This window comes from Candidatus Schekmanbacteria bacterium RIFCSPLOWO2_02_FULL_38_14 (assembly GCA_001790855.1).
GTDB lineage: Bacteria > Schekmanbacteria > GWA2-38-11 > GWA2-38-11 > GWA2-38-11 > 2-02-FULL-38-14-A.
Map to the genome: position 1 here is coordinate 1 of MGDH01000038.1, position 24,224 is coordinate 24,224.

Here is a 24,224-nt window from a genome sequence, read left to right on the forward strand (position 1 = left end):
CTTTTCCTGTCTTGTTTTTGTTTATGAAAGGATACACCACCTCTATTTACTTTTTACACTCTTTTTGAGTATAGCTCTGAATTCATTTGGCGCATGGTAGAATAAATGCTAAGTATTACGCTTTAAGGTGATTGGATATTGCAAATGTTATTTGGTTTTTAACATTTCTGTGTTAGTATTTAATCAAATATGAAAAACGCTAAACAAAAGAACTCTAAAATCATAAATAAGATAAAGCATGTTTTCCTGTCTCATCCTGAAATAAAGCTGGTATATCTTTTTGGCTCGCAGGTGAATGGAAAAACAGGGCCAATAAGCGATATTGACTTTGCTTTTTATGCAGATGAGGAGGACAAGAAAAAATTATACGAGCTGAAATTTGTTTTGATGGATAAAATAAGCCGTGCATTAAAAACTGATAATATCGATATAGTTATCCTTAATTTAACTGAAAGCCCAGAGCTTAAATACAATATCATTAAGGATGGAGATTTAATTTATGAGAAGGAGCCTTTCAAGGTTATAGCAGAGCCGAAGATTCTTAACGAGTACTTTGATTTTTATGATATCCTGGCAAGATACAATTTAACCAAATCTTAATAACAAAAAATGACCAATTTAACAGTAATAGAAAATAAAATAAGTGCAATCAGGAAGTATTTAAAAATTCTTGGAAGATATAAAAAATATACCCAGAAAGAAATTGAAAACAATCTTGACCTTAAAGGCGCAGTTGAAAGGTATCTTTATCTTGCAGTACAGGCAACAATTGATTTAGCAGAAGCAGTTATAGCCTATAAGAAACTCCGAAAACCATCAACTCTGAGCGAGTCTTTCTATATTTTAAAAGAAGAAAATATTATCTCCGATAAACTCTCAGAAAAATTGGTGAAGATGACCGGTTTCCGGAATGTAATAGCACACGATTATGACAGATTGGATTACAGCATTGTTTTTGATGTTTTGAAAAACAAACTGAAAGATGTTGAGGATTTTTTAAAGAAAATTTCCAAACTGTAATTTTTCTTATCTTTTTCCTTCCAACATTTATCAAGCAAAACCCGACTGCGGTTTAAAATCTTACAATTTAAAGTTAGATGACTGAACTCTTCATGGAGTTGACATCTTGCTCAATAGTTATCAGCTTGTCTTTTCCCAAATATGCTTTTCCCTGCCGGTTTCAGGGTGGATGTAGAGGTAAATAATTTTTTCTGGCTCAATTTTTAGCAGGCAGAAAGCCTTTAAATATTTCTGAGTCGCTTCTTCCTCAGTTCCTTTCTGGATTATCCCCTGCTTAATCCTGTCTTTAACCATATTGGAAAGGGTGTCATACATTCCCCATTTTTTCATCTTGCTCACATACTCATCAGGGTTGTTTGCCATGCTTACTATGGAAGCCTTTCCAAAATATTGTATGCTTTTATTAACCACACTATGGTCAACCGGCCTGAAGATGCCAACTGAGACATTGGGATTTTCCTTTATATTAACAATCTTTCCTCCAGGTTCTGCCCCAATCCAGATAGTGATTCCTTCATTGAAGAAATCCACAGGAGTGGCTCTTGGAATATTGTTTCGGCTTGTTGCAAGGACACTGGCAATGCCATGCTTTAAAGCGCATTTTGCATTCATATCTCCCTTTTTAGTGCTTCCTTCATCAAGAAACTGAATTATTTCCTTTTCAAGCTCTTCCCTGCTTTTACCCATAATTGATTTCTCCTTTTCTGCTTTCAGCCTTCTAATTTTAACTTGTAATTTCCTGTGGTCTTGCTACAGGGTTAATGCTTTGTCGTCATTCCCGCCGCCTGTCGGCAGACAGGCGAAAGCGGGAATCCATGGTTCGGCAGGCTCACCATGCTGCATCCTGAGCTTGTCGAAGGACTGGATTCCACATCAAGTGCCTGCCTACCGCAGGCAGGCGGAATGACAAAAATCGGTATATAAATTATATTAGATACCCTGCAGTCTTGCTGCAGGGAAATTCATTCAACCCATTAAATAAAATTACTCAGGATGATGAGCAATTGTCAAGCAGCAAAACTTCTAAACGCCTCATCACTTCTTTTCTACTTTGTTCTTGACCGCAACCCGCCATTTTGTTATTAAAAAAACAGAAAGCCGGGTTCTTTGCTTACAGAGTATTTTTTTCTTATAAGCAGGAGACACGCAGGAAAAATAAATTCTTCAATGGCAGGGATTGCTAATCTGACAGTGGTTCTCTTTGCCCTGATATTCTGGAAAAGAATAATGGCAGAAGAGGCTATGACAAATTGCTATTCACTTAATACCTTTCAAGTTTTCCACTCTGTAATATATGTCTGCTTCAAGGGCTTTTGCAATCTTTGCGCCAAGGCAGGGTTTTACATATTTGGCTTTGAATTCTTTTCCAACGATATTAAAAAGTTCAATACAGCAGCTGCTCGTATGGTTTGTGTCTGCTATTGTATAGGGGATAGTGTTTGTGCCTTCTTTGACTGAAAACCGCCCTTCAAGGAAATTGGAGTGAACCGCTGACCAGACTTCAAAAATCTCTTCTAATGGCTCATCAACCCCAACAACATTTTTAAACCCTTGAGCAAGTTTTTCTGCTGTTTCCTTTGGAAACTCAACCCAGCCTTCAGGTTTTTTTCTGTTAAAGATTTCAGAATTTGCAAGAGCTTTTATTTCTTCTTTTGAAGGATATCCCTGAGGCTGGAAGTCTGATTTTGTAATAGTTGTCTCAAGGTATTTTTCAAATTCAGGAGAAAGTGGTTTTGAAGAGAGGACAAGGAATTTTCCGTTTTTGTCTGATGTATTATACCAAGGCGCAGCGTCGTGTTTGCAGGTAACCTTCCAGACTTCAGGTGCAGAATATCCGATTTCTACCCTGAACAATTCACAGGGTACTCTTTGCGCGCAGTAGATTTCTGTTCCCTCTTTTTTAAACATACTTTTAAGGGCTTCAAGCGCTTCTTTATCCATCCAGTAACAGTATTTCTTGAAAACAGGGTTTTCCATATGCTTCTCCTTTCCTGACTATTACCTGTCAGCATGAGTGTTGATTTATTTAAATCCAAATATTCTCTGATTTTTTACTTCAGGACTGCTTCTGTCAACTGCCAAAGCCTTATTATAATATTTTAATGATTCCTGAAAATTTCCTTTTGCAAGATAAATATCTCTCAATATTATAAGGGCTTTTATATTCTTAGCGTCAAGGTTAATTGCTTTATCAAGTTCTTCTATTGCCAAATCAGCCTTTCCTGTATTGTTGTATATGATTCCAAGAATAAAATATGGACTGCTTAAATAGGGGTTAATTTTAATTGCCTTATTCAACTCAATAACAGCTTTATCATATGCCTTGAGGTTTAGATAGGCATTTCCAAGATTGACGTGAGGGCTTGCATATTCCGGGTTCAGTTCAGATGCTGTTTCAAATTCTTTTATTGCTCCTTTTGAATTTCCGGTTTTTGCATATGCAACTCCAAGGTTGTTATGCACACTGGATTCTGTGGGATTAATTCCAATTGCCTTCTTATAATTTTCTATGGCAGGAATCATATTCCCCGAATCAAAAAAAAGATTCCCAAGGTTTACATAGGAACTCTGTGTTTTTGGGTTAATTTTTTGCGCAAATAAGAATTCATTTCTTGCAAGTTCGGGCTTTCCTGAGGCTTTGTATGCAAGTCCGAGGTTGTTATGGGCTATGTAAGATAGAGGAGACTTCAAAACCTGGTCTTCAAAAAGAGTTATCTCATCCTTCCATACATAATTTCTCTTTGCAGCCTGAACACTGAAGAAAATTATTATAAGAACTATTAGCGACACAGGAATTATTTTTATTCTGCCAATCTTGTCTGAGAAAAAATTATTTGTACCTGATAGAACAATCCCTGCCACAATCGAGAAACCTATTGATGGCAGGTACAGGAAATGCTCTGTTTTTATTATTGATGAAAAGGGAATTATATTTGAAACCGGAAGCAGAGATATAAAAAACCACGAAGTGCCAAAGAAGAATTTTTTGGAAATGTTCTTTGATTTTATAAGTAAAACAAAAATTGCAGTTAAAGTTAAGATTGAAAGCATGGTTTTGAAATCAGCAGGATTAGAAACAGTTTTAACCACATACAAGGAATTGAGAGTTACAGGGAAAAACAGGAGTTTGATGTAATCAGAAATAACAGTTAGGATTGTAAGAATTCTTTCCGGTAGTGAGGCTTTGGTTAATAAGGGATAAAAATTATTTTTCAAGGCAACTGTTCTCAGAGTCAGGTAAAGGATTACTGGAAGCATGAAGAGAAAGTTTTTTCTGATAAAAATTTTTATAGCGGAGATAACAGGGATATTTTCTGATAAAAAAAATATTTCATAGAACAGGATTATCAAAGGAAGAACAATTGCTGTTTCTTTTGAGAAAATGCTGAGAGTGAAGTAAAAAACAGAGAGGAGGGAATTGAAAGAATGAGCTTTTCCTGCGCTTTTCAGACAATTCAAATAGGCATTGAAAGAGAGGAGAAGCAGGAGAGTGCAAAGCACATCGGTTCTGCCGGATATCCATGTAACTGATTCTGTATGCACTGGGTGGACTGCAAAGATGAGGCTTGAGAGAAGAGAAAAATTAAAATCAGAAAAAATTTTAAGAAGTATTAAGAAAATCAAAACTGATGAAAGAGTATGTAAAATTATGTTAGATAAATGATAACCAGCGGGATTTGTGTTCCATAGCTTATAGTCAACCATATATGAAAAGAATATAAGAGGGCGGTAAAAAAGAGGGTTTTCCTTGAACTGTACCGGATTGCCAAATGGTGATAGAAAGAGTTCAGGGAGTTTTTTGAAACTTTTTATATCCGGGTTATTTCTCACTAAATCCGTATCATCCCAAACAAAATCATTGTTTAATGAGTTCAGATAGGGAGTAAATGATAAAGCCGCTATTAAGAAAATTGAATATAGTTTTTTCAAGATGAAGTTTAAATTTTTAAAAATTATAATGCCAGCCAAGCAAAAGTTATTATATAATGTTTTAAAAAACAAGAAAAGAAGGGTAATTTTAATTTCCTCTTGCTTTTTTATTTTGCAAGAGGTAATTTTTCCAAAATTTTGAAAATGCACGTCAAGCGAAATTCCCACATTTAGGATGATTGCATGTATGAATGAGAAGCGAGGAGAATAAATTTTGCCAAAACGAACTGATATAAAGAGAATACTTTTAATAGGTTCAGGCCCAATAGTAATAGGGCAGGCGTGCGAGTTTGACTACTCAGGAACTCAAGCATGCAAGGCATTATTAGAGGAAGGTTTTGAAATAGTGCTTGTCAACAGCAATCCTGCCACAATTATGACAGACCCCGATATGGCTCAGAGAACATATGTTGAGCCATTAACACTGGAGGTTCTTGAAAAGATTATAGCCAGAGAAAAACCAGATGCGCTTCTCCCAACAATCGGAGGCCAAACAGGCTTAAACTTAGCAGTGAAACTTGCGGAAAAAGGGGTGCTTGATAAATATAATGTTGAGCTTATAGGGGCAAAGATTGAAGCAATAAAAAAGGCTGAAGACAGGGAGCTTTTTAAAATTGCAATACAGAATATAGGCCTTAGGATTCCAAAAAGCGGTTGTGTGCAAACAGAAGAAAAGGCTTTTGAGATTGCAAAAGAAATAGGGTTTCCTGTAATAATAAGGCCTTCTTTTACCCTTGGAGGCACAGGTGGAAACATTGCATACAACATGGAAGAATTTCAGGAACATATAAGGTGGGGTCTTGATGCCAGCCCGTATCACCAGATACTCATTGAAGAGTCATTGATTGGATGGAAAGAATACGAGCTTGAGGTGATGAGAGACTCAAAGGACAATGTTGTTATTATCTGCTCCATTGAAAACTTTGACCCTATGGGAGTTCATACAGGTGACAGCATTACAGTTGCGCCTGCCCAGACCCTTACAGATAAGGAATACCAGATTATGAGGGATGGGGCAATCAAGATAATAAGGGAGATAGGGGTTGATACAGGAGGTTCAAATATTCAGTTTGCAGTGAATCCAAGAAACGGGGAAATGATGGTGATTGAAATGAATCCCAGAGTGTCCCGTTCATCAGCCCTTGCATCAAAAGCCACAGGATTTCCAATTGCAAAAATTGCAGCAAAGCTGGCTGTTGGATTTACCCTTGATGAGATTCCGAACGACATAACAAAAGTCACTCCTTCATCCTTTGAACCAACAATAGATTACTGTGTTGTAAAATTCCCAAGGTTTACATTTGAGAAGTTTCCAACAGCAGATGCAACGCTTACAACTCAGATGAAATCAGTTGGTGAAGCAATGGCTATAGGAAGGAATTTTAAGGAGGCATTGCAAAAGGCAATCCGTTCTTTGGAAATAAATATGTGGAGCGTAAGCCTGAAGGAAGATGCGTCTGTGAGCGCATCAGATGAAACGGTAAGGGATAAATTAAAAACACCGAACTGGGAGAGGGTTTGGTACATAGGGGAAGCTCTGAGGAGGGGGTTTAAGACTGAGGAGATATACGAGCTTTCAAAAATAGACCCATGGTTTATTAACAATATAAAAGAGATAGTGGAATTTGATAAAGAGATTAAAAGTAAAAGCGAGAATTTTTTCAGTAAAAAGAATAAGGAATTATCTTCTTTTCTGCGAAAGGCAAAGGAGAATGGATTTTCAGATAAATACATATCTCAGATAATGCATGTTGATGAGGCTACATTCAGGAGTTTGAGAAAAAGTTTAAATATTAATCCAGTTTTTAAAAGGGTTGATACCTGCGGTGCAGAATTTGAAGCCCATACGCCATATCTTTACTCAACCTATGAAAACGAGTGCGAATCACTCCCTACAAAAAAGAAAAAAATTGCAATTCTTGGAGGAGGACCAAACCGCGTAGGACAGGGTATTGAATTTGATTACTGCTGTGTCCATGGTGCTTTTGCCCTTAAGGAAGACGGCTTTGAAACCATAATGATAAACTGCAATCCTGAAACAGTAAGCACTGACTATGATACCTCTGACCGCCTCTATTTTGAGCCACTCACGCTTGAAGAGGTGATGAACATCATTGATATTGAGAATCCCGACGGAGTTATTGTTCAGTTTGGAGGACAGACACCTTTAAAGCTGGCTGTTCCTCTTGAAAAAATGGGGGTTAAAATAATTGGAACCTCCCCTAGAGACATTGACATTGCTGAAGACAGGGAAAAATTTAAGGTGCTCCTTGAAAAACTGAAACTTAGTCAGCCATCTAACGGGACAGTAACTGATTTGGATGGGGCGCTCCGGGTAGCCAAGAGAATAAGTTATCCTGTGGTTGTAAGACCTTCCTATGTGCTTGGAGGCAGGGCAATGGAGATTGTCTATGATGATGACAGCCTTAAAAACTATATGCGCAATGCAATCAAGGAATCTCCTGACCACCCTATTCTGATTGACAAGTTTCTTGATGATGCAATTGAAATTGATGTGGATGCTATTTCAGATGGTGAAATATGTGTCATAGGCGGGGTTATGGAACACATTGAGGAGGCAGGGGTGCATTCAGGAGACAGCGCCTGTTCAATACCTCCGTATTCATTAAAAAAAGAGATAATTGAAGAAGTCAAGCGCCAGACAAAGGCTATTGCCTTTGAACTGAAGGTAATAGGTCTGATAAACATTCAGTTTGCTGTTAAGAAAGATGAAATTTATATACTTGAAGTAAATCCAAGGGCTTCAAGAACAATTCCGTTTGTAAGCAAGGCAATAGGGATACCTCTGGCAAAGCTTGCAGCAAGGGTTATGTCTGGGAAAAAACTTAAAGAATTAGGCTTTACAAAAGAAAAGGATATTACACACATAGCAGTCAAGGAAGCGGTTTTTCCATTTATAAAATTTCCCGGTGTGGATACAATTTTAGGACCTGAAATGAAGTCAACAGGTGAAGTGATGGGTATTGATTATTCCTTTGGCAAGGCATATGCCAAAGCACAGATTGCTGCTGGTTCAACTCTTCCAGTCTCAGGTACAGCCTTTATAAGCGTAAAAGACAAAGATAAACCTGCGGTAATGCCAATTGCAAAGAAACTGGCTGAAATGGGTTTTAATCTGGTTGCAACTGAAGGGACAAAGAATGCTCTGGAGAAAAGTGGTATTCCGGTCAGATATGTAAAAAAAGTAAAGGAAGGAAGGCCTCATATTGTTGACCTTTTAAAAAATGGTGAAATTGATTTAGTCATAAACACAACACTTGGAAAGCAATCAGCCGAGGATTCCTATTCTTTAAGAAGGACCACTCTTGTCAATAATATTCCCTACTGCACAACAGTTTCAGGTGCATTTGCAGCAGTAACAGGAATTGAGGAATTAAGGCGGGGTTCGCTTGATGTAATGCCTCTTCAGGAATATTACAAAAAGTGACAAAATTCGTCAATTCATTGCCCAAAACCGTCATTTTTATTGATTGAATTTTTGTTTCTCAAATCAATCTATTTATTCTTTTTCTTTTCGACAAGCTAACAAATTGAAAATTAATGATAAATAAGCATAAGCAATTTTTTCCATTTTTTTAATCATTGGCATACCTTTTGCTACTGCATAAAATAGAAATTCTACAAAGGCTTTATTAGGAGAAAAAAAAGGATTTACTCTGATAGAGCTTATGGTCGTTCATAAGCAACGACGTGTCACAAGGTTAGTAGAACAATTAGTTCTGGCGAACAATATTTAGTGAAAGGAGGTGGAAAAAATATGTTTAGAAAAATGATGGAGAAGAAAGGATTTACTCTGATAGAGCTTATGATTGTTGTTGCTATTATTGGTATTCTTGCAGCTATTGCAATACCAAACTTCCTGAAATTTCAGGCAAAGGCAAAACAGTCAGAAGCAAAGAATAACCTTTCTGCTATATTTACTTCTGAGACAGCCTATTTTGGTGAAAACAACACTTTTGGCAACACATTTGATCTCATTAACTGGGCACCATCAGGAACAACAAAGTATTGGTACTATTTATCTGCTACTGCAACCACTGGTAGCAGTGCCGTGACTGGAACGAGTATGCCTACAGGTGTTGCTGTTACTGCCACTGGTTTTACAGCAGGAGCAATGGGAAACATAGATACTGAGACAGCAGTGTTAGACACATGGACAATCGATGATGCAAAAAACCTTTCAAACACAAACAACGACGTGTCACAAGGTTAATAGTTTCTGCTAGATTTAAAGAAAAGAGGATGCCTTGTAATCAAGGTATCCTCTTTTTATTTTTGGCTCTTTTGAAAAAATGTGTTATAATTGAATATCAATTGGACCCTATCGAATGATAAACCCTGATAGAAAATGTCTGAAAGTAAAAAAGTAAATAAAATTAACATTTTCCTTTTATCTTTTTTGATTCTATTTTCTCCTCTGATTGAAGGCGGGACCACATATTTCCCTGTTACTGTTATTAGAATTCTCTCTCTTATTCTTCTTTCATCTTTTTTTTACAGCTCATTTAAAGAAGGTTCTTTAAGATTAAAGAGAACAGGTTTTGATATTTGTATAGTTTTATTTTTTTTGATTTCAGTCATATCTGTATTTGTTTCTTCGTATAAAAACATAAGTATTCAGTGGATTGTAAGCATTTCTACCTATCTGCTGATATTTTACCTTACCATTAATATTGTAAAAAGTGGAAATGATGAAAAAATTGTTCTTGGTGTGCTGATTGCGGTTCTTGCTTTTCAGTCTGTCTACGGCATTTCCCAGCGTCTTATTCTTGGGGTTGAGAGAGTGAATGGGACATTTTTTAATCCTAATTTTTACGGGTCATATCTTGGTGCAGGAATTTTATCTTTAACAGGTTTTCTGTTTCATCAAAAAGAAAATGCGAGTAAATTTTCAAAAAAGACTGAAATGTTTTTTTTCTCAAAAGTCTTTCTTTCATCAGTTTTAATACTGGCTTTTTTAGCCATATTCCTTTCACAGTCCCGTGGAGCTTTTCTCTCCTTTTTAGCAGGATTATCCTTCATGTTTTTTTATCTTTTTAAATTTAATAAAAAAACAACCCTTGCCTTGCTTTTGGTAGTTTTACTAATTTTGCTCTTGCCGAATCCTCTAAAGACAAGAATCACAAATCTTCAGAAAACAGATATCTATGCGTTTTCCCGCGTAAATATATGGGAAAGTTCCCTGCCAGTTATTCTTGATAATCCATTTGGTATAGGACCGGGGATGTATAAATACTATTTTCCGAGATATAATTTTCCTGTCAGAGAGGCTCTGGCTTTTTACGGAAAGAGGGCTTATACTTCTCACTGTGAGTATATTCAGATTTGCACAGAACTTGGAATTGCAGGGCTTTTGATTTTTCTTTCCGGAATATTCTTTTTCTACAGAAGAGGATTGAAAATAATAAATGGAACTGAATCTTCATATGAGAAAAGTCTGAATGTCTGCTTAATGGCAGGAGTAACTGTGTTCTTATTCCATGCCCTGTTTGATTCAGTTTTTCACGAACCTGCAGTGGTGATTTCAATGGCAGTATTTTCAGGAATGGTTATGAGAAAATCAGGTTTTTTTTCAAGAGAGATTAAGTTTAATCCTAACAAAAAAATAACTTTCCTGATTTTTACGGTTTTGCTGACATTTTCAGCAATGATTTTTGTAACCAGGCTTTATTTGGGATACTATTTTTCTGTTAGCGGAAAAAGTTTGTTAAAAAATAGTAGCTATGTAGAATCAGATAAGGAATTTAAAAAAGCCGTATACTTTAATCCTGCAGATTCATCTTTTTATGACGCAAGAGCCAGCCTTTTTTACAGTGAGTATTTGGATTCAAAAGACCCGGAATTTTTAGAAAAAGCTTCTGATGAGCTTTATTCTGCAATATCCCTTAATCCAAAAAACGCTGCACTTTTTGACCATCTTGGATTTATTTTATCTACCCTTTCAGAAAAAGAAAAAGACAGAGACAAATATTTAAAAAACTCTCTGAAATGCTATCTTGAAGCCATAAAACTTGACCCGTTTAATGCCTATTACAGGGAGAGCGCAGGCAGGACATATTTAAACCTGAATCAAACTGATACAGCAATTAGAGAATTTAAATTTCTGCTTTCTTTAGAGCCTAATTTTTTACCAGCAAGGGTAAATCTGTTAGGGATTTATGAAAAGATTAAAAGGGATGATCTTGCAAAGGAGGAAGCAGAAAGGATTTTAAAAATATATGAAAAATATAAAAGCTTTCCTTTTTCAGGGGATTATGAGAAAGGATTTTTAAAAATTGATATAGATGAGATAAAGGCAAAGGCGAAATGAATTAGACTTAATGGAAAGAATTTTTAATAATGATAGGCTGGGGTTTCTGACCCCGCCTTAGCTAAAGGATTTACCTATACAAAAGCAGCAGGACAAGAATGTCCTGCCTATCGAAACTATGCTTTTAAATGTGTTAAAAAAAAGAATTATTTTTATAGTTTTGTTTTTACTCATAATTTTTTCATTAGTATTTACACAGCTGAGATTGGACCATATGAAGGGAAATTTTAGAAAAGCTGAACAACTTGAACTGCTTCCAAAGCCTGAAGTTGTGAAGCTTATGGTTCTTGGGTATGAACAGATTGTTGCGGATATTTTATGGTTGCGGGTTATTCAATACATTGGAGAGAGAGTTCAGACTGAAAAGGGATGGCAGTGGTTTATTCATTCACTTGACATAATAACATATCTTGATCCGCAGTTTGTATATGCATATCAGTTTGGAGGGCTGATTCTGTCAGTAATTGCATCGAAACCAGCTGAAAGCAACCATTTCCTTCTCAGGGGAATGGAAATTGACCGTGAGCGATGGGTATTTCCTTTTCTGATTGGTTATAACTATTTTGATTATTTCAAAGATTACAGGAAGGCGGCAATGTATATTAGCATTGCATCAAAGCTGGAAGGTTCCCCATTTTTTCTAACTCAATTTGCCGCAAGACTTTATGCCACAGCAGGTACTCCTGAGGATGGAATAGTATTTCTTGAGCAGATGATTAAATCAACAGACAATGAGACTGCAAAAGAGAAACTTGAGAACCGCCTGAAAGAATTGATTATTGAACGAGATATAAATATCCTGGAAAGGTGTGTTAAGAATTTTAAGGATACCTATGGATATGCTCCTGAAGGCCTAAAAAGCCTTGTACAAAAAAAGGTAATAAGATATTTACCAAAAGACCCTTTTGGCGGTTACTATTATTTAGATAAGGATAAGCAGGTGGTTAAAAGCAGTTCAAGACAGGAAAGGTTCAAGGTTTATGAAAGGAAAACAACTGATGAATAAAATCTGCTTTTCTTATTGCTTATCAGCCCCGGAAGGGGCTTTCCCTGCCTGCGGCAGGCAGGCACAGTTGGGAGAAAGCCTTTCAATGCTTGATTTATATAGCGTTCTAAACTATTTTGAATTTTAGTCATTATGGATTTGTTTACCCCGCTTAGAAATTTTAATTTCTAACGGGGTTTAGAATTTAGATATTAGAGTTTAGGATTTAATTTATAACCCAAATTGAAATATAAAAATATAGAAGTTAGATTACATTATGGCTGCCATAAAGACTGAAGGGCTGACTAAAGATTACCGCATAGGTTTTGCACTAAAGAAAATAAGGGCTCTTGAGAACCTGAATCTTGAGATTGAAGAAAAAGAAATCTTCGGGTTTCTTGGCCCAAACGGAGCAGGCAAGACAACTACGCTGAAAATCCTGACAGGGCTGATTTATCCATCCTCTGGAAAGGCTTGGCTGTTTGACAGAGAGATAAGCGACATTTCAGTAAAAAAAGATATAGGGTTTTTGCCTGAGGGACCCTATTTTTATGATTATCTAACAGGAAAAGAGTTCTTAAATTTTTATGGTGAACTTTTTGGGATTGAGAAAAAAAGAATTAAGGCAAGGGCGGATGAACTTCTTGAGACAGTGGGATTAAAAGATGCTTCAAAACTCCAGTTAAGGAGATATTCCAAGGGAATGCTTCAGAGAATAGGGATTGCACAGAGCCTGATAAATGACCCAAAACTTGTAATCCTTGATGAGCCAATGTCAGGGTTAGACCCGATTGGAAGAAAGGAGGTCAGGGACCTTATCTTAAGACTTAGGGATATGGGAAAAACAGTGTTTTTTTCCACACATATCCTTTCAGATGTGGAAATGATATGCGACAGGGTTGGAGTGCTTGTTGGAGGGAAACTTGTTGCTTCAGGGTATATTGATGATTTACTGAAAGAGGAGACAAGCTCTGTTGAGATATGCGCTTCCGGATTAACTCAAAAGGCTTTGGAGAGAATTCGCTGTGCTGAAAGAAGGATAATGACCAGAGGAGATAAAAATTATATTTCTGTTAGAAATGAAAGCGAAAGAGATGAGGTCTTAAAAGTGATTTTTGAGGAAAGAGGGAAAGTTATTTCAATAATACCGCAGAAAAAATCGCTTGAAGCATTATTTTTTAAAAGGTGAAAAATTTAGCGGTAGAAGAAGTCCTGCTTATCGACAGGCGGGGTTTTCTAACCCGGCATTTTAAAATTAATAACCTATGAAATTCCTTATAATAGCTAAAAATACTTTTAAGGAAGTTATCAGGGATAAAATCCTCTACAATATCCTTTTCTTTGCAATTCTTATTATTGGATTTTCTGTTCTTCTCGGGAAGCTCTCTCTTGGAGAGCAGCTTAAGATGATAAAAGATATGGGGCTTTCCTGCATATCTCTTTTTGGAACCATCATTGCCATATTTGTTGGAATAAGCCTTGTCTTTAAGGAGATTGACAAGAAAACAATCTATACAATTATAGCCAAGCCTGTTAGCCGCAAGCAGTTTCTTCTTGGAAAATTTCTGGGATTAATTTTGGTGCTGCTGATAAATGTTCTGATAATGTCAGCAGGTGTTTTGCTGGTCATTCTCGGAATCTCAGGGACTTTTGAATGGAACCTTTTGAATGCAATCTTCCTCATTTTCATTGAACTGATGGTAATAACTTCCATTGCCGTTCTTTTTTCAACCTTTTCTACTCCATTCCTTAGCGGCATATTTACTCTTGCTTTTTTCATAATAGGCCATCTAAGCGAGGATATAAAAAAGCTTGGCGAGAAATCAAACGGGCTTGTAAAGTTTCTGACTTCGGCAGTGTACTATATTCTTCCAAACCTTGATAATTTTAATATCAAGGGGAAGGTGGTCTATGACCAGCCAGTAGGAATAGAGTTTTATGCCTTTAGCATTGCTTACGGACTTCTCTACATAATACTCATAATGACGATTGCGGTGCTGATATTTGATAGAAGGGATTTTAAATAAAATATGAATGCCGAAGGTTCGCTTTCTTTAAGATTTTTTATCCCTGAGGCCAAAATGTGCTGATTTTATTTAAGCTGTTAAAATGGCAGTAAGTATTTACAAGCTCATCAGCCCATTTTTCAAGTGAGTACTTTTCTTCAACTGTCTTTCTTGCTTTTTCCCCCATTTTCTCTCTCAGGTTTTTATCTTCAATAAGAAGTGTAAGTTTTTTTATCCATTCCTCATTGTTTTCTGCCAGAAATCCGTTTTCGCCATCCTTTATAATCTCAGAATTGACTCCAACAGGGCTGCTGACAGTTGGAAGCCCGCATGCCATATATTGAAGAAGTTTTGCTCCGCATTTTCCCTTAGTCCATTCATTGTTCGGCAGAGGCATTATCCCGATATCTGCGCTTCTCAGATCCTTAACCTCATCTTCATAGCTCCATTTTTTAAAAATTATATCAACTCCTTCAATTATTAAATTTTTTGATGAGATTATTTTAAGGCTGATGTTAAATTTCTCAGAGAGGATATTAAAAACTTCTTTTAATGAAAAAAGATAGGACAGGTTATAGGAAAGACCAACCCATGAGATTGTTATCCTTTCAGCCTTGTAACTTTCTTTGCCCTTATACCTGTCTGTATCAATTACAGTAGGAATAACCTTAACTTCATTGTTAAATTTTCTGGCAAATTCTGCTAAGTATTTATTCCCGACAATTGCTCCTGTAACATTTCTTAAGTTTTTCTCCATTTTCTTCCTGTGTAAAAAAGTTAGATAAATTGCATCGTCGAATTCTATTACCATATTCTTGTTCAATCTTTTTACAAGATATTCAGGAAAAGCAGGCAGATACGGAAAGATTTGATGTTCGATAATTACAAGGTTAAATTTTTTTACATCAAAAATATGACTGAGCCTTATAAAAAATCTGTAAGCAGAATAAAAAGTTTTTAAAATTGTCCTGATAATGGGATTATCAATTTCAATTATTCTGAAATATGTTTCTGTGAAAAGCGGTCTAACTTCACAGTGAATCCCGTGTTTGTTTAAATAAGGGATGTACTGGTAAATTCTGTACCTGCTGCTTGGACCAATCTCTGAGGTTTTAGAAAGATATAAGACCTTCATAATATATTATTTAAACTTTTCCTGAACGGCTTTAATGAGAAGCTTGGAATACATATTTTTTTTGTACACAAACCACTGGTGAATATCTAAATCATGGACACTTTTTTTCTCACTGATAAAAGACCTCTTCTCTAAAATTTCAGGAAGGAGTTTAAAGCATGTGAGGAGATTCTTGAAAACATACGGGCTAAAGAAAAGATTTTGTAAAAAATCGAAGAACTCGTATATCAGGATATGATGAATATCTTTCAGAAGATTTTTGATGGAATCATTCTTCATGAGGGTTAAAATGCGGTTTTTAAAAATCAGGGTTTTTTCTGCTTTCTTATCTCTTGAATGCCCCCTCGCATGATAGGCAACTGCCTTAGAATTATAATAGGATTTCCATCCCATAAGCTGGCTTCTCCAGCACAAATCCACATCTTCCCAGTAGGAAAAGAAGTCTTCATCAAAATATTCTCCTTTTATCTTAACTCCTTCAAGCATTTCTTTACGATAAAGAGAAGCTGCAGCACATACACTAAAAACATATCCTGACATATCATACTGTCCCTTATCTTCTTCATTTTCCCCGCGGTCCTTGAAATATCTGCACTTATAGGCAATATGGCCTGTGCTGTCTATTATGGCTGCTGTTTGAGGAAAAGGTTTTTTCAACAACTTCCCTGTTACAGCTCCAATTTTTTTGTCTTCATCAGCCTTACCCAAAAGCTCTTCAATATAATTTCCTTCCATTGCCACATCCGGATTGAGGAGGAGGAGATAATCCCCCTTAGCCATTGCTATTGCCTGGTTATTTGCCCTTGCAAATCCAAGATTTTCTCTGTTTTTTATCAAAGTGATTGGAAGGGGGAAAGAATTTAAGAGTTCAATAGTGTTGTCTGCAGAGGCATTATCAACAACTATTACTTCATAATCCCTGGTAGCTTGAGAAACAATCGAATTTAAACATTCCTTTATACAGTCTGAACTATTCAGCGTTATAATTATTATTGATACCATTTAAAATTGCCGTCAGAAAGCCTCCAAGATTTTTTTTAAAATTTTTTTAACCATTGGATGGTTATTGAAGAAAGGTCTTACTTTGGATTTTAAACTGCTAATTGTACTCCCCTTTATTAATGGAAGCTGTGTTCCCATAGATTCATTAACTGCCCAGTATAAAAATTCATAGTCCACTCCCTTTATCTTGCTCTCAGTAGCATTTCTTCTGAAACTGTCATGACTTTTAATCAGGGAGAGTTTATTTTCTTCACAGTAAGCAAAGAGGTCACTCCCGTGATGAGGGGTAAAAAATGCAGGACTATAGTGATCAGGCTTAATCGCCTTCATCATATTAACTGTATCCATCACCTCTTCTTTGGTTTCTGTAGGAACTCCAAACATATAATTTGCCCATATCTTTATTCCGTATTTCCTGCAGATATCAGCAGCTCTGTAATTATGCTCTACTTTTGTCCCCTTGCGGAGGAAATTTAATATTCTCTGGTTTCCGCTCTCAAATCCTATAAAATAAAGGCTCAGTCCCGAATCTGCCATAAGTTTTACCATATCTTCATTGTTGCAGACAATGTCAGCCCTTGTCTGGCAGGCAAAAGGCTGAGTGAACCTGTTTTCTCTGTATTTCTCACAAAACTCTTTAACCCAGTCCCTGTCCTCTGTGAGACAATCATCGTGGATCATCATACTTTTGAAATTATACTTTTTTCTCAACTCATTAAGTTCTAAGATTACATTGTCCACATTTCTTCTTCTCACTTTCTTCCCGAATAAAATTCTTTCAGCAGGTTGGCAGAAGCTACAATTATAGATGCATCCACGGCCTGCAATTATTGTAACAAAAGGCGGGTTGAATCCTTCAACAGGCAGAGGGAATTCCAAATCTCCAAAAAGCTCTCTGTCTGCAAAGGGGAGGCTGTCAAGGTCAGGTTTTTCGCCTTCAATAATTCTCTGCGAAGAGCCACCGCTTCCAATCTCTTCAAGCAATTTAGTAAAGCTAATCTCTCCCTCTCCGGTTATTATGTAATCTATTTTTCTATCAGTTTTTACTTCATCAACCATTATGCTTGGATGAGGTCCGCCAACTATCACTTTTGTATCAGGGCTAATCTCTTTAATAATCTTAATACACTTCATTGCAGGGTTATAATCTACACTCATCATTGTTATTCCCACAGCATCAGGAGACCTTCTCTTTATCTCCTCAGCAAAGTGCTCCCAGCCCTTAAGTCTCCTTAAATCTATAAGCCCGGGATTGAATCCATGCTTTTTTGCATAGGCACTTATCAAACAGAGGCCATGGCTTATCCATGACTCTTCCATCCCTTTACCGAAGCTGTCAAATCCTACAGCAGATATAGAAGGAAAGATTAAATCTACCTGCATTTTTTCTGTTTCTTTTTAAAAAAACTTGGGCTAAAAAAAAATTTTTCCATATAAGCTTTAGAAACCTTTCTTTTATTCTGAACTTCCCTTCTCTTTTTTACCATTATGGGCAACAATTTTAAAGATAAAAATGGGACCTTTAGCACATAAAAATTCTTTTGATAAAGATGGGACAGATAAAACCATGTTTCTCTGATAAGAATTTTTGGAAGATGTTTTAATATATTGGAGATCAGGCTATTTTTGAATATTGCAAGATACCTGTTTCTATAACCAATAGTATAGTAACCTTTTCTTATCCTTTCATCATCCCTTCTTGTAGCACCCCGCTCGTGATATGCAATTGCCTCTGGCGTATAGATACACCTCCAGCCATAAAGCTGTGCCCTCCAGGCAAGGTCTACATCCTCTACATATATAAAGAAGTCCTCATCAAAATATTCATCACCTACTTTTACATCTTCAAGCATCTTTCTCTTATATAATGGCGCTGCACCTGAGGCGCCAAAAACAAACTCATGTTTTGCAAACTGACCACTATCCAGGGTATTCTCACCCCTGTCAGAGGGATACATATTGTTCATGGTTATTCCGGTGGTGTCCAATATATCAGAAATATTATATTCAAATTTTTTGTATAGTTTCCCTGAAACCATTCCAATATCATTAAACAAATTGGCTGCTTTAAGCATCTCCTCCACAAAGTTAGAAGAAAAAATAATATCGAAATTTAAAATAAGGATATATTCTCCTTTATAAATTTTTATAGCCTGATTATGGGCTTTGCTAAACCCCATATTATCTTTGTTCTCTATAAGTTTTATGCTATGGGAATCAGACTTTAAAAACTCTAGAGAGCCATCAGTAGAATGATTATCAACCACAATTACCTCAATATTTTTATAACTCTGACGTCTCAGGGATTCCAGACATTTTTTTATATCCTCTCCACCATTCCAGTTGACAATGGATATTGAAACCAGCTCTTTGCCGCTAAGCTCAATATTTTCTTGTTCTCTTATGATATGCATCCCAATAAGTTAAAAGATTCAGTTAAAAAATTATCATTGCAAGGATTAAAACACCCCAGAATAAAGCTATAAAAGGGAAGAGAATTAAAAAAAATATTGCTTTTAAACAATACATTAAAAGAGATATTAAAGAGGAAGCAAAGGTTTTTCCTTCTTTATAAATTTTATAAAGTATGGTTTCCTTTACCTTATTAGCAAATTGCTGAAGAGCAAAAATCTCTTTATTCTTTTCTTCTACAATTTTTGAGAGCTCTTCTATCTTTCTTATCATTTCATCTTTTTCTACTAAAAACCTCTTTGATTCATCATTCAGAAAAGAGATCCCAGTCATCTTTATAGCAGAAGAAATTTCTCCCTTGCAACATACCGCAATATGAAATACAGGATTTTTTAATTCATATGAAGAAATTCTTCGGGTCTCAAATTTCTCATTTTCCTTTAAGTTTACCTGAAAAATTTCAGTGGTGTTTTCGTTATTCCTTTCGTCTTCAGCCCATACTATTGAACCACTTACAGGATCCTGCCCGAAAAGAAAAACTTCAGAAAAATGTTCTTTAAGAAGGTTAACAAATTCCTCTCTGTATAATTCCTTTACATGAAATTTATTTAAAATACCTTCCTTTTCTGAAAAAAATCTTTTATCAGGAGAAGAGATTACCAGAATACCATCCCGCGAAAGAATGCGGAAAACTTCCTTTATCATTCCCACTTGGTCTTCAATATGTTCTATAACCTCAAAACTTACTACAACATCAAAGGAATTATTTTTAAATGGAATATACCCGCAACTACCTACTATAAAATTTAAGTTTTCCTTCCGGTATTTAATCTTCGTATTCTGTATAGCCTCTTTTGATAAATCCAACCCTGTTGTTAATGAGGCATTCATTGCAAGAAGGAAAGAGCCATATCCTTCCCCACATCCAAGATCTAAGATTCTCTTGCCCTCGATTAACTTCTGTGCAAAGAGATATCTGTGGAGATGTTCATAAAATATCTGGGCTCCTCCTTTGCCAGGAATAAATCTTTCACCAGTAAATTCCATTATTGTTTTTTTATCTCCTTCCACTCAAAATCTCTCTATAAGTTGCAATAATATCTTGCGGTTTTCCATCACAAACCATCTGTCCTGCGTTTAGAAGGATAGCTCTGTCGCAAAAATTCTCTACCAGATTTGAAGCATGAGATACTAATATTATAGTTTTGCCCGCTTTTTTAAAATTCTCTATCCTCTCATAGCATTTTTTTTGAAATCCCTCATCACCTACACCAAGAATTTCATCAATTATCAATATATCAGGATTAACGCTTGTTGCGATAGTAAATCCAAGCCTCATATACATCCCTGATGAAAAGTTTTTTACCGGAATGTCCATAAACTTTTTCAGTTCTGAAAACTCAACTATTTCATCATAAATGCCTTCAATCTGCTTTCTTGTAAGCCCTAAAATTGACCCGGCAAGATAAACATTCTCCATCCCTGTAAGCTCCTCATGAAATCCTGCGCCGAGCTCTAAAAGAGCAGAAACCTTTCCTCTAATTGTCGCCTTTCCTTCATCTGGGATCAATATCTTGGCAAGTATTTTAAGGAGCGTACTCTTACCAGATCCATTAACCCCAATTATCCCCAACATCTCACCCTTTTTTACCTTAAAGGTAATGTTTCTCAGAGCCCAGAACTTTTCATATCTCCTTTTCCTTCTTAAAAAACTTATTATGGTCTCCTTTAATGTGATATGCTGCTGATGATAGAGCATAAAGAAAACTCCCAGATTCTCTACAGTTATATCAATTTTCTCATTATCTATACTCATATATCCTATATCCTTTTCATCATCATTCTTTCGTTTTTCAAGAAAAAGAAGTTTCCTGCAAAAAAGATAGCCAAGGAGATAAAGAAAAGGTATGCGATAAATCCATTATGTGGAATTGGATAGTCAAGAATTATACCTCTGTAAAGTTCAATGATGGTAACCATTGGATTTAGCATATAAAAGGGTAAAAGATTCTCTGGCACCATCTGGACTGAATAAAAAACAGGTGAAGCATAAAACCATAGAGAGAGAGCAAAGCTTGTAATATATCCTATATCTTTGAAAAAAACATTGGCAGATGATAAAAACATGGCTAATCCGTATACGAGGAGGAATTGAACTAAAACCACAAAAGGTATAAAAACAAGCTTGGGGGAGGGGCTTATATTGAAGAAAAACATTATGGGGATAAAAATTAGAAGGCTTAAGATAAAATTAATAAGATGTGAAATTATCTCAACCAGAAGAAAAACCTCTCTTGGCAGGAAAACTTTTTTTATCAGATTTGCATTGATAAGGAGTGAGTTTGCAGATCTTGTCAGTGAGTCATGAAAAAATCTCCATGGAAGAATTCCTGTTAAAAGAAAAAGAGGATAATTTGCAACAGGGATTTTTACAATAACGGAAAAGATAACAATGAAAACTCCCATTGTCAGCATAGGATCAATGAGGGACCAGAAATAGCCGAGAACGGAACCCTTGTATTTTACCTTGATATCCCGGAGGACAAGATTTTTTACTAACTCAGTGTAGCTGAAAAGAAGGAAAATCCTTCCCATCTTTATACCAATCCCTTTTCTTTTAACTCGCGGGCAGCTTCTTCAAACTTGTCCTCAAAATAAGCTTCCTCAGCCCATACCATCAGTTCCTTCATACCTTTTTCAAATGATACCTTTGGTTTAAATCCGAGTGTTTTTTCTACGAAGCCGCAGTCGCTGTAGCAGTGCCTTACATCGCCCTTTCTGAATTTGTTCACTATGTTTGGCTTTATATCCTTTCCGTAATACCTCGCAAGCTCCTCGGCAACTTCTTTTATTGTTATTGGTTGCCCTGTGCCGACATTGAAGCTCTTGTAATTTGCCTCATCTTTTTCAATAGCCATGATATTTGCCCGGGCTATGTCATAGACTGATATGAAATCTCTTGTCTGCAATCCGTCTTCATAAACAACAGGCTGCTGGTCATTTTTCAACCTGCTCATAAAGATTGCAGTAACTCCTGTATAGGGATTTGACAGGGATTGCCTTGGTCCGTAGACATTGAAATAGCGAAGGGCTACACAGGATATGTTGTATGTTTTCCCAATGTTTAAAACCATATCCTCCTGCATCTTTTTTGTTAGCGCATAGATTGAATTACACTGCTGGAATTTTCCCTCATCTGTTGGAACCGGCTTTAAAAGCCCTTTACACTTTGAACAGAAAAGCTCCCATTCCCCGCTTGAAACCTGCTCTTCTGCGCGAAGTGGCGGATTGACTGTGCCGCACTTTTTGCAACTGTAATTTCCCTCACCATAGCTGCTCATTGATGCGGCAACAGTCATTTTCTCGATGCTGTTTTTAGTATTTACTATGATGTCAAGAAGGTTTGATGTTCCCATCACGTTTGTTTCTACATAGTAATTGATTTTATACTGCGACTGCCCAACCCCAACGACTGCTGCGTGGTGGGAAACAATATTTATTCCCTTTAAAGCCTTTTTGAGCTCATCATAGTTTCTCACATCCCCTTTTATGAATTCAGCATCCTTGTTTAAATGCTCAGGGATTTTTCCATCCGGGTGGACCTGAGGGTCAAGACAGTCAAAGATGCGCACATCATATCCCCTTCTTACAAGTTCGTCCACTATGAACGAGCCTATGAATCCCGCTCCACCCGTAACAAGGACTTTTTTTGCCATTTCTGATTCCTCTCAAATCCCCCCATTCCCCCTTTACAAAAGGGGGGTAAGAGGGGACTTATCATTATTTTCAAAAATTAACATCTCTTTTAGCTCTGTGTCAAGAGAAAGGAAGGGAGGGATATAAAGGTGGCTACATTTTGTTTTTCAATGTTCTGTTTAGAAGGAATGTCAGAGGAGCGATTGCGAGGTTCAAAAGGCAGAGGAGGAAGAAGACGTCTGAGAAGGCAAGCATCATTGCCTGGCGCTGCATGAAATTGTAGGTCATCTGCAAGCCTGTTTCTATCTGGTACATTCCAGCATAGAAGCTGTGTTTTATCATCTCATTAATATTTGAAAGACCTGAAAGAAAGGCAGGGTCATAAGGGGTGAGCTTTTCAACAAGCCTTGACTGATGAAACTGGGTGCGCTGTGAGAGCACAGCCACTACAAAGGCAGTGCCAAAGCTTCCCCCGAGATTTCTGACGAGATTAAAAATCCCTGTAGCGTTTCCCATTTCCTGTTTTGGTATTGTGCTCATTGTTGCTGTCAGAAGCGGCACAAAGAAAAAGGCAACCCCAACTCCCTGCACAATCCTTGGGATGATGATGTTTGTAAATCCTGCTTCAAGGTTTAAGTTTGACATCATGTATATTGAATAACTGCTGACAAGGAATCCTGTAAAAAGGATTTTCCTTGCATCTATGTATTTAAGGAGTATTCCTGCGAGAGGCATAAATATAAGAATGGTTATGCCTCCGGGTCCCAATACCAGTCCTGCAAGTGTCGCAGTATATCCCATCAAGTTTTGCAGAAACATGGGATAAAGGACAATGCTTGAGAACATGCTGAAGAAGCCCAGAAACATCATGAGGTTTCCGCTTGCAAATGATATATCCTTTAAAACCCTTAAGTTGACTACAGGATTTTTAACAAAGAATAATTCTGTAATGACAAAGACTATGAGGCTGAGACTTGCGATTATGCTGAGAGAGATGATGAAATTTGATGTAAACCAGTCCTCCCTTTCACCCTTATCAAGCACTATCTGAAGGCATCCAAGCCCTAAAGCGAGGAATCCAAGCCCGAAGTAGTCAATCTTCCCGCGTGCCTTTCTTAAGTATGGCGGGTCATAAATAAAAAACATGGTCATGATGACTGAGAAAATACATATTGGTATGTTTATATAGAATATCCATCTCCATGTAAGATTGTCTGTTATCCATCCTCCGACAAGCGGCCCAATAATAGGGGCAATAACAACTCCAACACCGTATGCGGCCATTGCCATACCATGTTCTGCCACAGGGAATGTTTCAAGAAGAATTGCCTGTGATAAGGGCTGAAGTGCGCCTCCACCAAGCCCCTGCATAATCCTGAAAAATACAAGGCTTTTAAGGTTTGGAGATATTCCGCACAGAAATGATGAAAGGGCAAAGAGCGTGATACAGAATATGAGGAATCTTTTCCTTCCAAGTATGCTGCTGAGCCATCCTGTTATGGGAAGTATGATTGCGTTTGATACAAGATATGAAGTCAGCACCCATGTTGCTTCATCAAGGGTGGCACTGAAACTTCCCCTGATATGATTGAGAGACACATTTGCAACGCTTGTGTCCATAACCTCAATGAAGGTAGGAATAATAACAGTAAATGCCACAATCCATTTGTTGACATGTTTGGTTGTCATTGAGTCTTTTTAAAAATA

Annotated in this window: 20 protein-coding genes; 8 read left to right on the forward strand and 12 right to left on the reverse strand. The window is 36.8% G+C overall.

What is annotated here, in order from left to right; all coding sequences use genetic code 11:
• Positions 1–189 precede the first annotated feature (189 nt).
• Both A3H37_05035 and A3H37_05040 read left to right on the forward strand, forming a co-directional pair.
• A complete protein-coding gene (locus A3H37_05035; protein OGL48338.1) occupies positions 190–600 on the forward strand; it encodes a hypothetical protein in 411 nt (136 codons plus the stop codon).
• 9 nt (positions 601–609) lie between these two features.
• Positions 610–1,020: a hypothetical protein gene (locus tag A3H37_05040; GenBank protein ID OGL48339.1), complete on the forward strand. Its 411-nt coding sequence runs from the start codon at positions 610–612 to the stop codon at positions 1,018–1,020.
• A 120-nt stretch (positions 1,021–1,140) separates the two neighbouring features.
• Here A3H37_05040 and A3H37_05045 read toward each other — a convergent pair whose 3' ends face one another.
• From A3H37_05045 to A3H37_05055, 3 genes are all read right to left on the reverse strand, one after another.
• On the reverse strand, positions 1,141–1,707 hold the full coding sequence (locus A3H37_05045) for a hypothetical protein (protein OGL48340.1): 567 nt from the start codon (positions 1,705–1,707) through the stop codon (positions 1,141–1,143).
• A 570-nt stretch (positions 1,708–2,277) separates the two neighbouring features.
• A complete protein-coding gene (locus A3H37_05050; protein ID OGL48341.1) occupies positions 2,278–2,997 on the reverse strand; it encodes a hypothetical protein in 720 nt (239 codons plus the stop codon).
• 45 nt (positions 2,998–3,042) lie between these two features.
• Positions 3,043–5,118, reverse strand: a complete 2,076-nt coding sequence (locus A3H37_05055) for a hypothetical protein (protein ID OGL48342.1) — start codon at positions 5,116–5,118, stop codon at positions 3,043–3,045.
• A gap of 46 nt (positions 5,119–5,164) precedes the next feature.
• Here A3H37_05055 and A3H37_05060 point away from each other — a divergent pair, with 46 nt between their 5' ends.
• The 6 genes from A3H37_05060 (at position 5,165) to A3H37_05085 (ending at position 14,293) form a co-directional block, all read left to right on the forward strand.
• Positions 5,165–8,398, forward strand: a complete 3,234-nt coding sequence (locus tag A3H37_05060; protein ID OGL48343.1) for a carbamoyl phosphate synthase large subunit — start codon at positions 5,165–5,167, stop codon at positions 8,396–8,398.
• Positions 8,399–8,728: 330 nt separating this feature from the next.
• Entirely contained in the window at positions 8,729–9,184 is a 456-nt protein-coding gene (locus tag A3H37_05065) for a hypothetical protein (protein OGL48344.1), read from the forward strand.
• Between the two features lie 135 nt (positions 9,185–9,319).
• Positions 9,320–11,281, forward strand: coding sequence for a hypothetical protein (locus A3H37_05070; protein ID OGL48345.1), 1,962 nt, complete (start codon positions 9,320–9,322; stop codon positions 11,279–11,281).
• A gap of 118 nt (positions 11,282–11,399) precedes the next feature.
• Complete coding sequence (locus A3H37_05075; GenBank protein ID OGL48346.1) at positions 11,400–12,287, forward strand: hypothetical protein; 888 nt, start codon at positions 11,400–11,402, stop codon at positions 12,285–12,287.
• A 256-nt stretch (positions 12,288–12,543) separates the two neighbouring features.
• Positions 12,544–13,455 (forward strand): hypothetical protein, encoded by a 912-nt coding sequence (locus A3H37_05080; protein ID OGL48347.1) that lies wholly within the window; start codon positions 12,544–12,546, stop codon positions 13,453–13,455.
• A 76-nt stretch (positions 13,456–13,531) separates the two neighbouring features.
• Positions 13,532–14,293: a hypothetical protein gene (locus A3H37_05085; protein ID OGL48348.1), complete on the forward strand. Its 762-nt coding sequence runs from the start codon at positions 13,532–13,534 to the stop codon at positions 14,291–14,293.
• 37 nt (positions 14,294–14,330) lie between these two features.
• On the opposite strand, the gene A3H37_05090 is transcribed toward A3H37_05085, so the two are convergent.
• The 9 genes from A3H37_05090 to A3H37_05130 form a co-directional block, all read right to left on the reverse strand.
• Complete coding sequence (locus A3H37_05090; GenBank protein ID OGL48349.1) at positions 14,331–15,407, reverse strand: hypothetical protein; 1,077 nt, start codon at positions 15,405–15,407, stop codon at positions 14,331–14,333.
• Positions 15,408–15,413: 6 nt separating this feature from the next.
• Entirely contained in the window at positions 15,414–16,409 is a 996-nt protein-coding gene (locus A3H37_05095; GenBank protein ID OGL48350.1) for a hypothetical protein, read from the reverse strand.
• 12 nt (positions 16,410–16,421) lie between these two features.
• The gene (locus tag A3H37_05100) at positions 16,422–17,792 is read right to left on the reverse strand and encodes a hypothetical protein (protein ID OGL48351.1); all 1,371 of its coding nucleotides are present in this window, start codon (positions 17,790–17,792) and stop codon (positions 16,422–16,424) included.
• On the reverse strand, positions 17,783–18,823 hold the full coding sequence (locus A3H37_05105; GenBank protein OGL48352.1) for a hypothetical protein: 1,041 nt from the start codon (positions 18,821–18,823) through the stop codon (positions 17,783–17,785). The genes A3H37_05100 and A3H37_05105 overlap by 10 nt, the downstream gene beginning before the upstream one ends.
• Before the next feature lie 22 nt (positions 18,824–18,845).
• Positions 18,846–19,892, reverse strand: a complete 1,047-nt coding sequence (locus tag A3H37_05110; protein OGL48353.1) for a hypothetical protein — start codon at positions 19,890–19,892, stop codon at positions 18,846–18,848.
• Entirely contained in the window at positions 19,879–20,637 is a 759-nt protein-coding gene (locus A3H37_05115) for a hypothetical protein (GenBank protein ID OGL48354.1), read from the reverse strand. Before A3H37_05115 ends, A3H37_05110 begins: the two co-directional genes overlap by 14 nt.
• Before the next feature lie 5 nt (positions 20,638–20,642).
• Entirely contained in the window at positions 20,643–21,416 is a 774-nt protein-coding gene (locus tag A3H37_05120; protein ID OGL48355.1) for a hypothetical protein, read from the reverse strand.
• 2 nt (positions 21,417–21,418) lie between these two features.
• Positions 21,419–22,537 (reverse strand): nucleoside-diphosphate-sugar epimerase, encoded by a 1,119-nt coding sequence (locus A3H37_05125; GenBank protein ID OGL48356.1) that lies wholly within the window; start codon positions 22,535–22,537, stop codon positions 21,419–21,421.
• Positions 22,538–22,670: 133 nt separating this feature from the next.
• A complete protein-coding gene (locus A3H37_05130) occupies positions 22,671–24,206 on the reverse strand; it encodes an EmrB/QacA family drug resistance transporter (protein ID OGL48357.1) in 1,536 nt (511 codons plus the stop codon).
• Positions 24,207–24,224 lie beyond the last annotated feature (18 nt).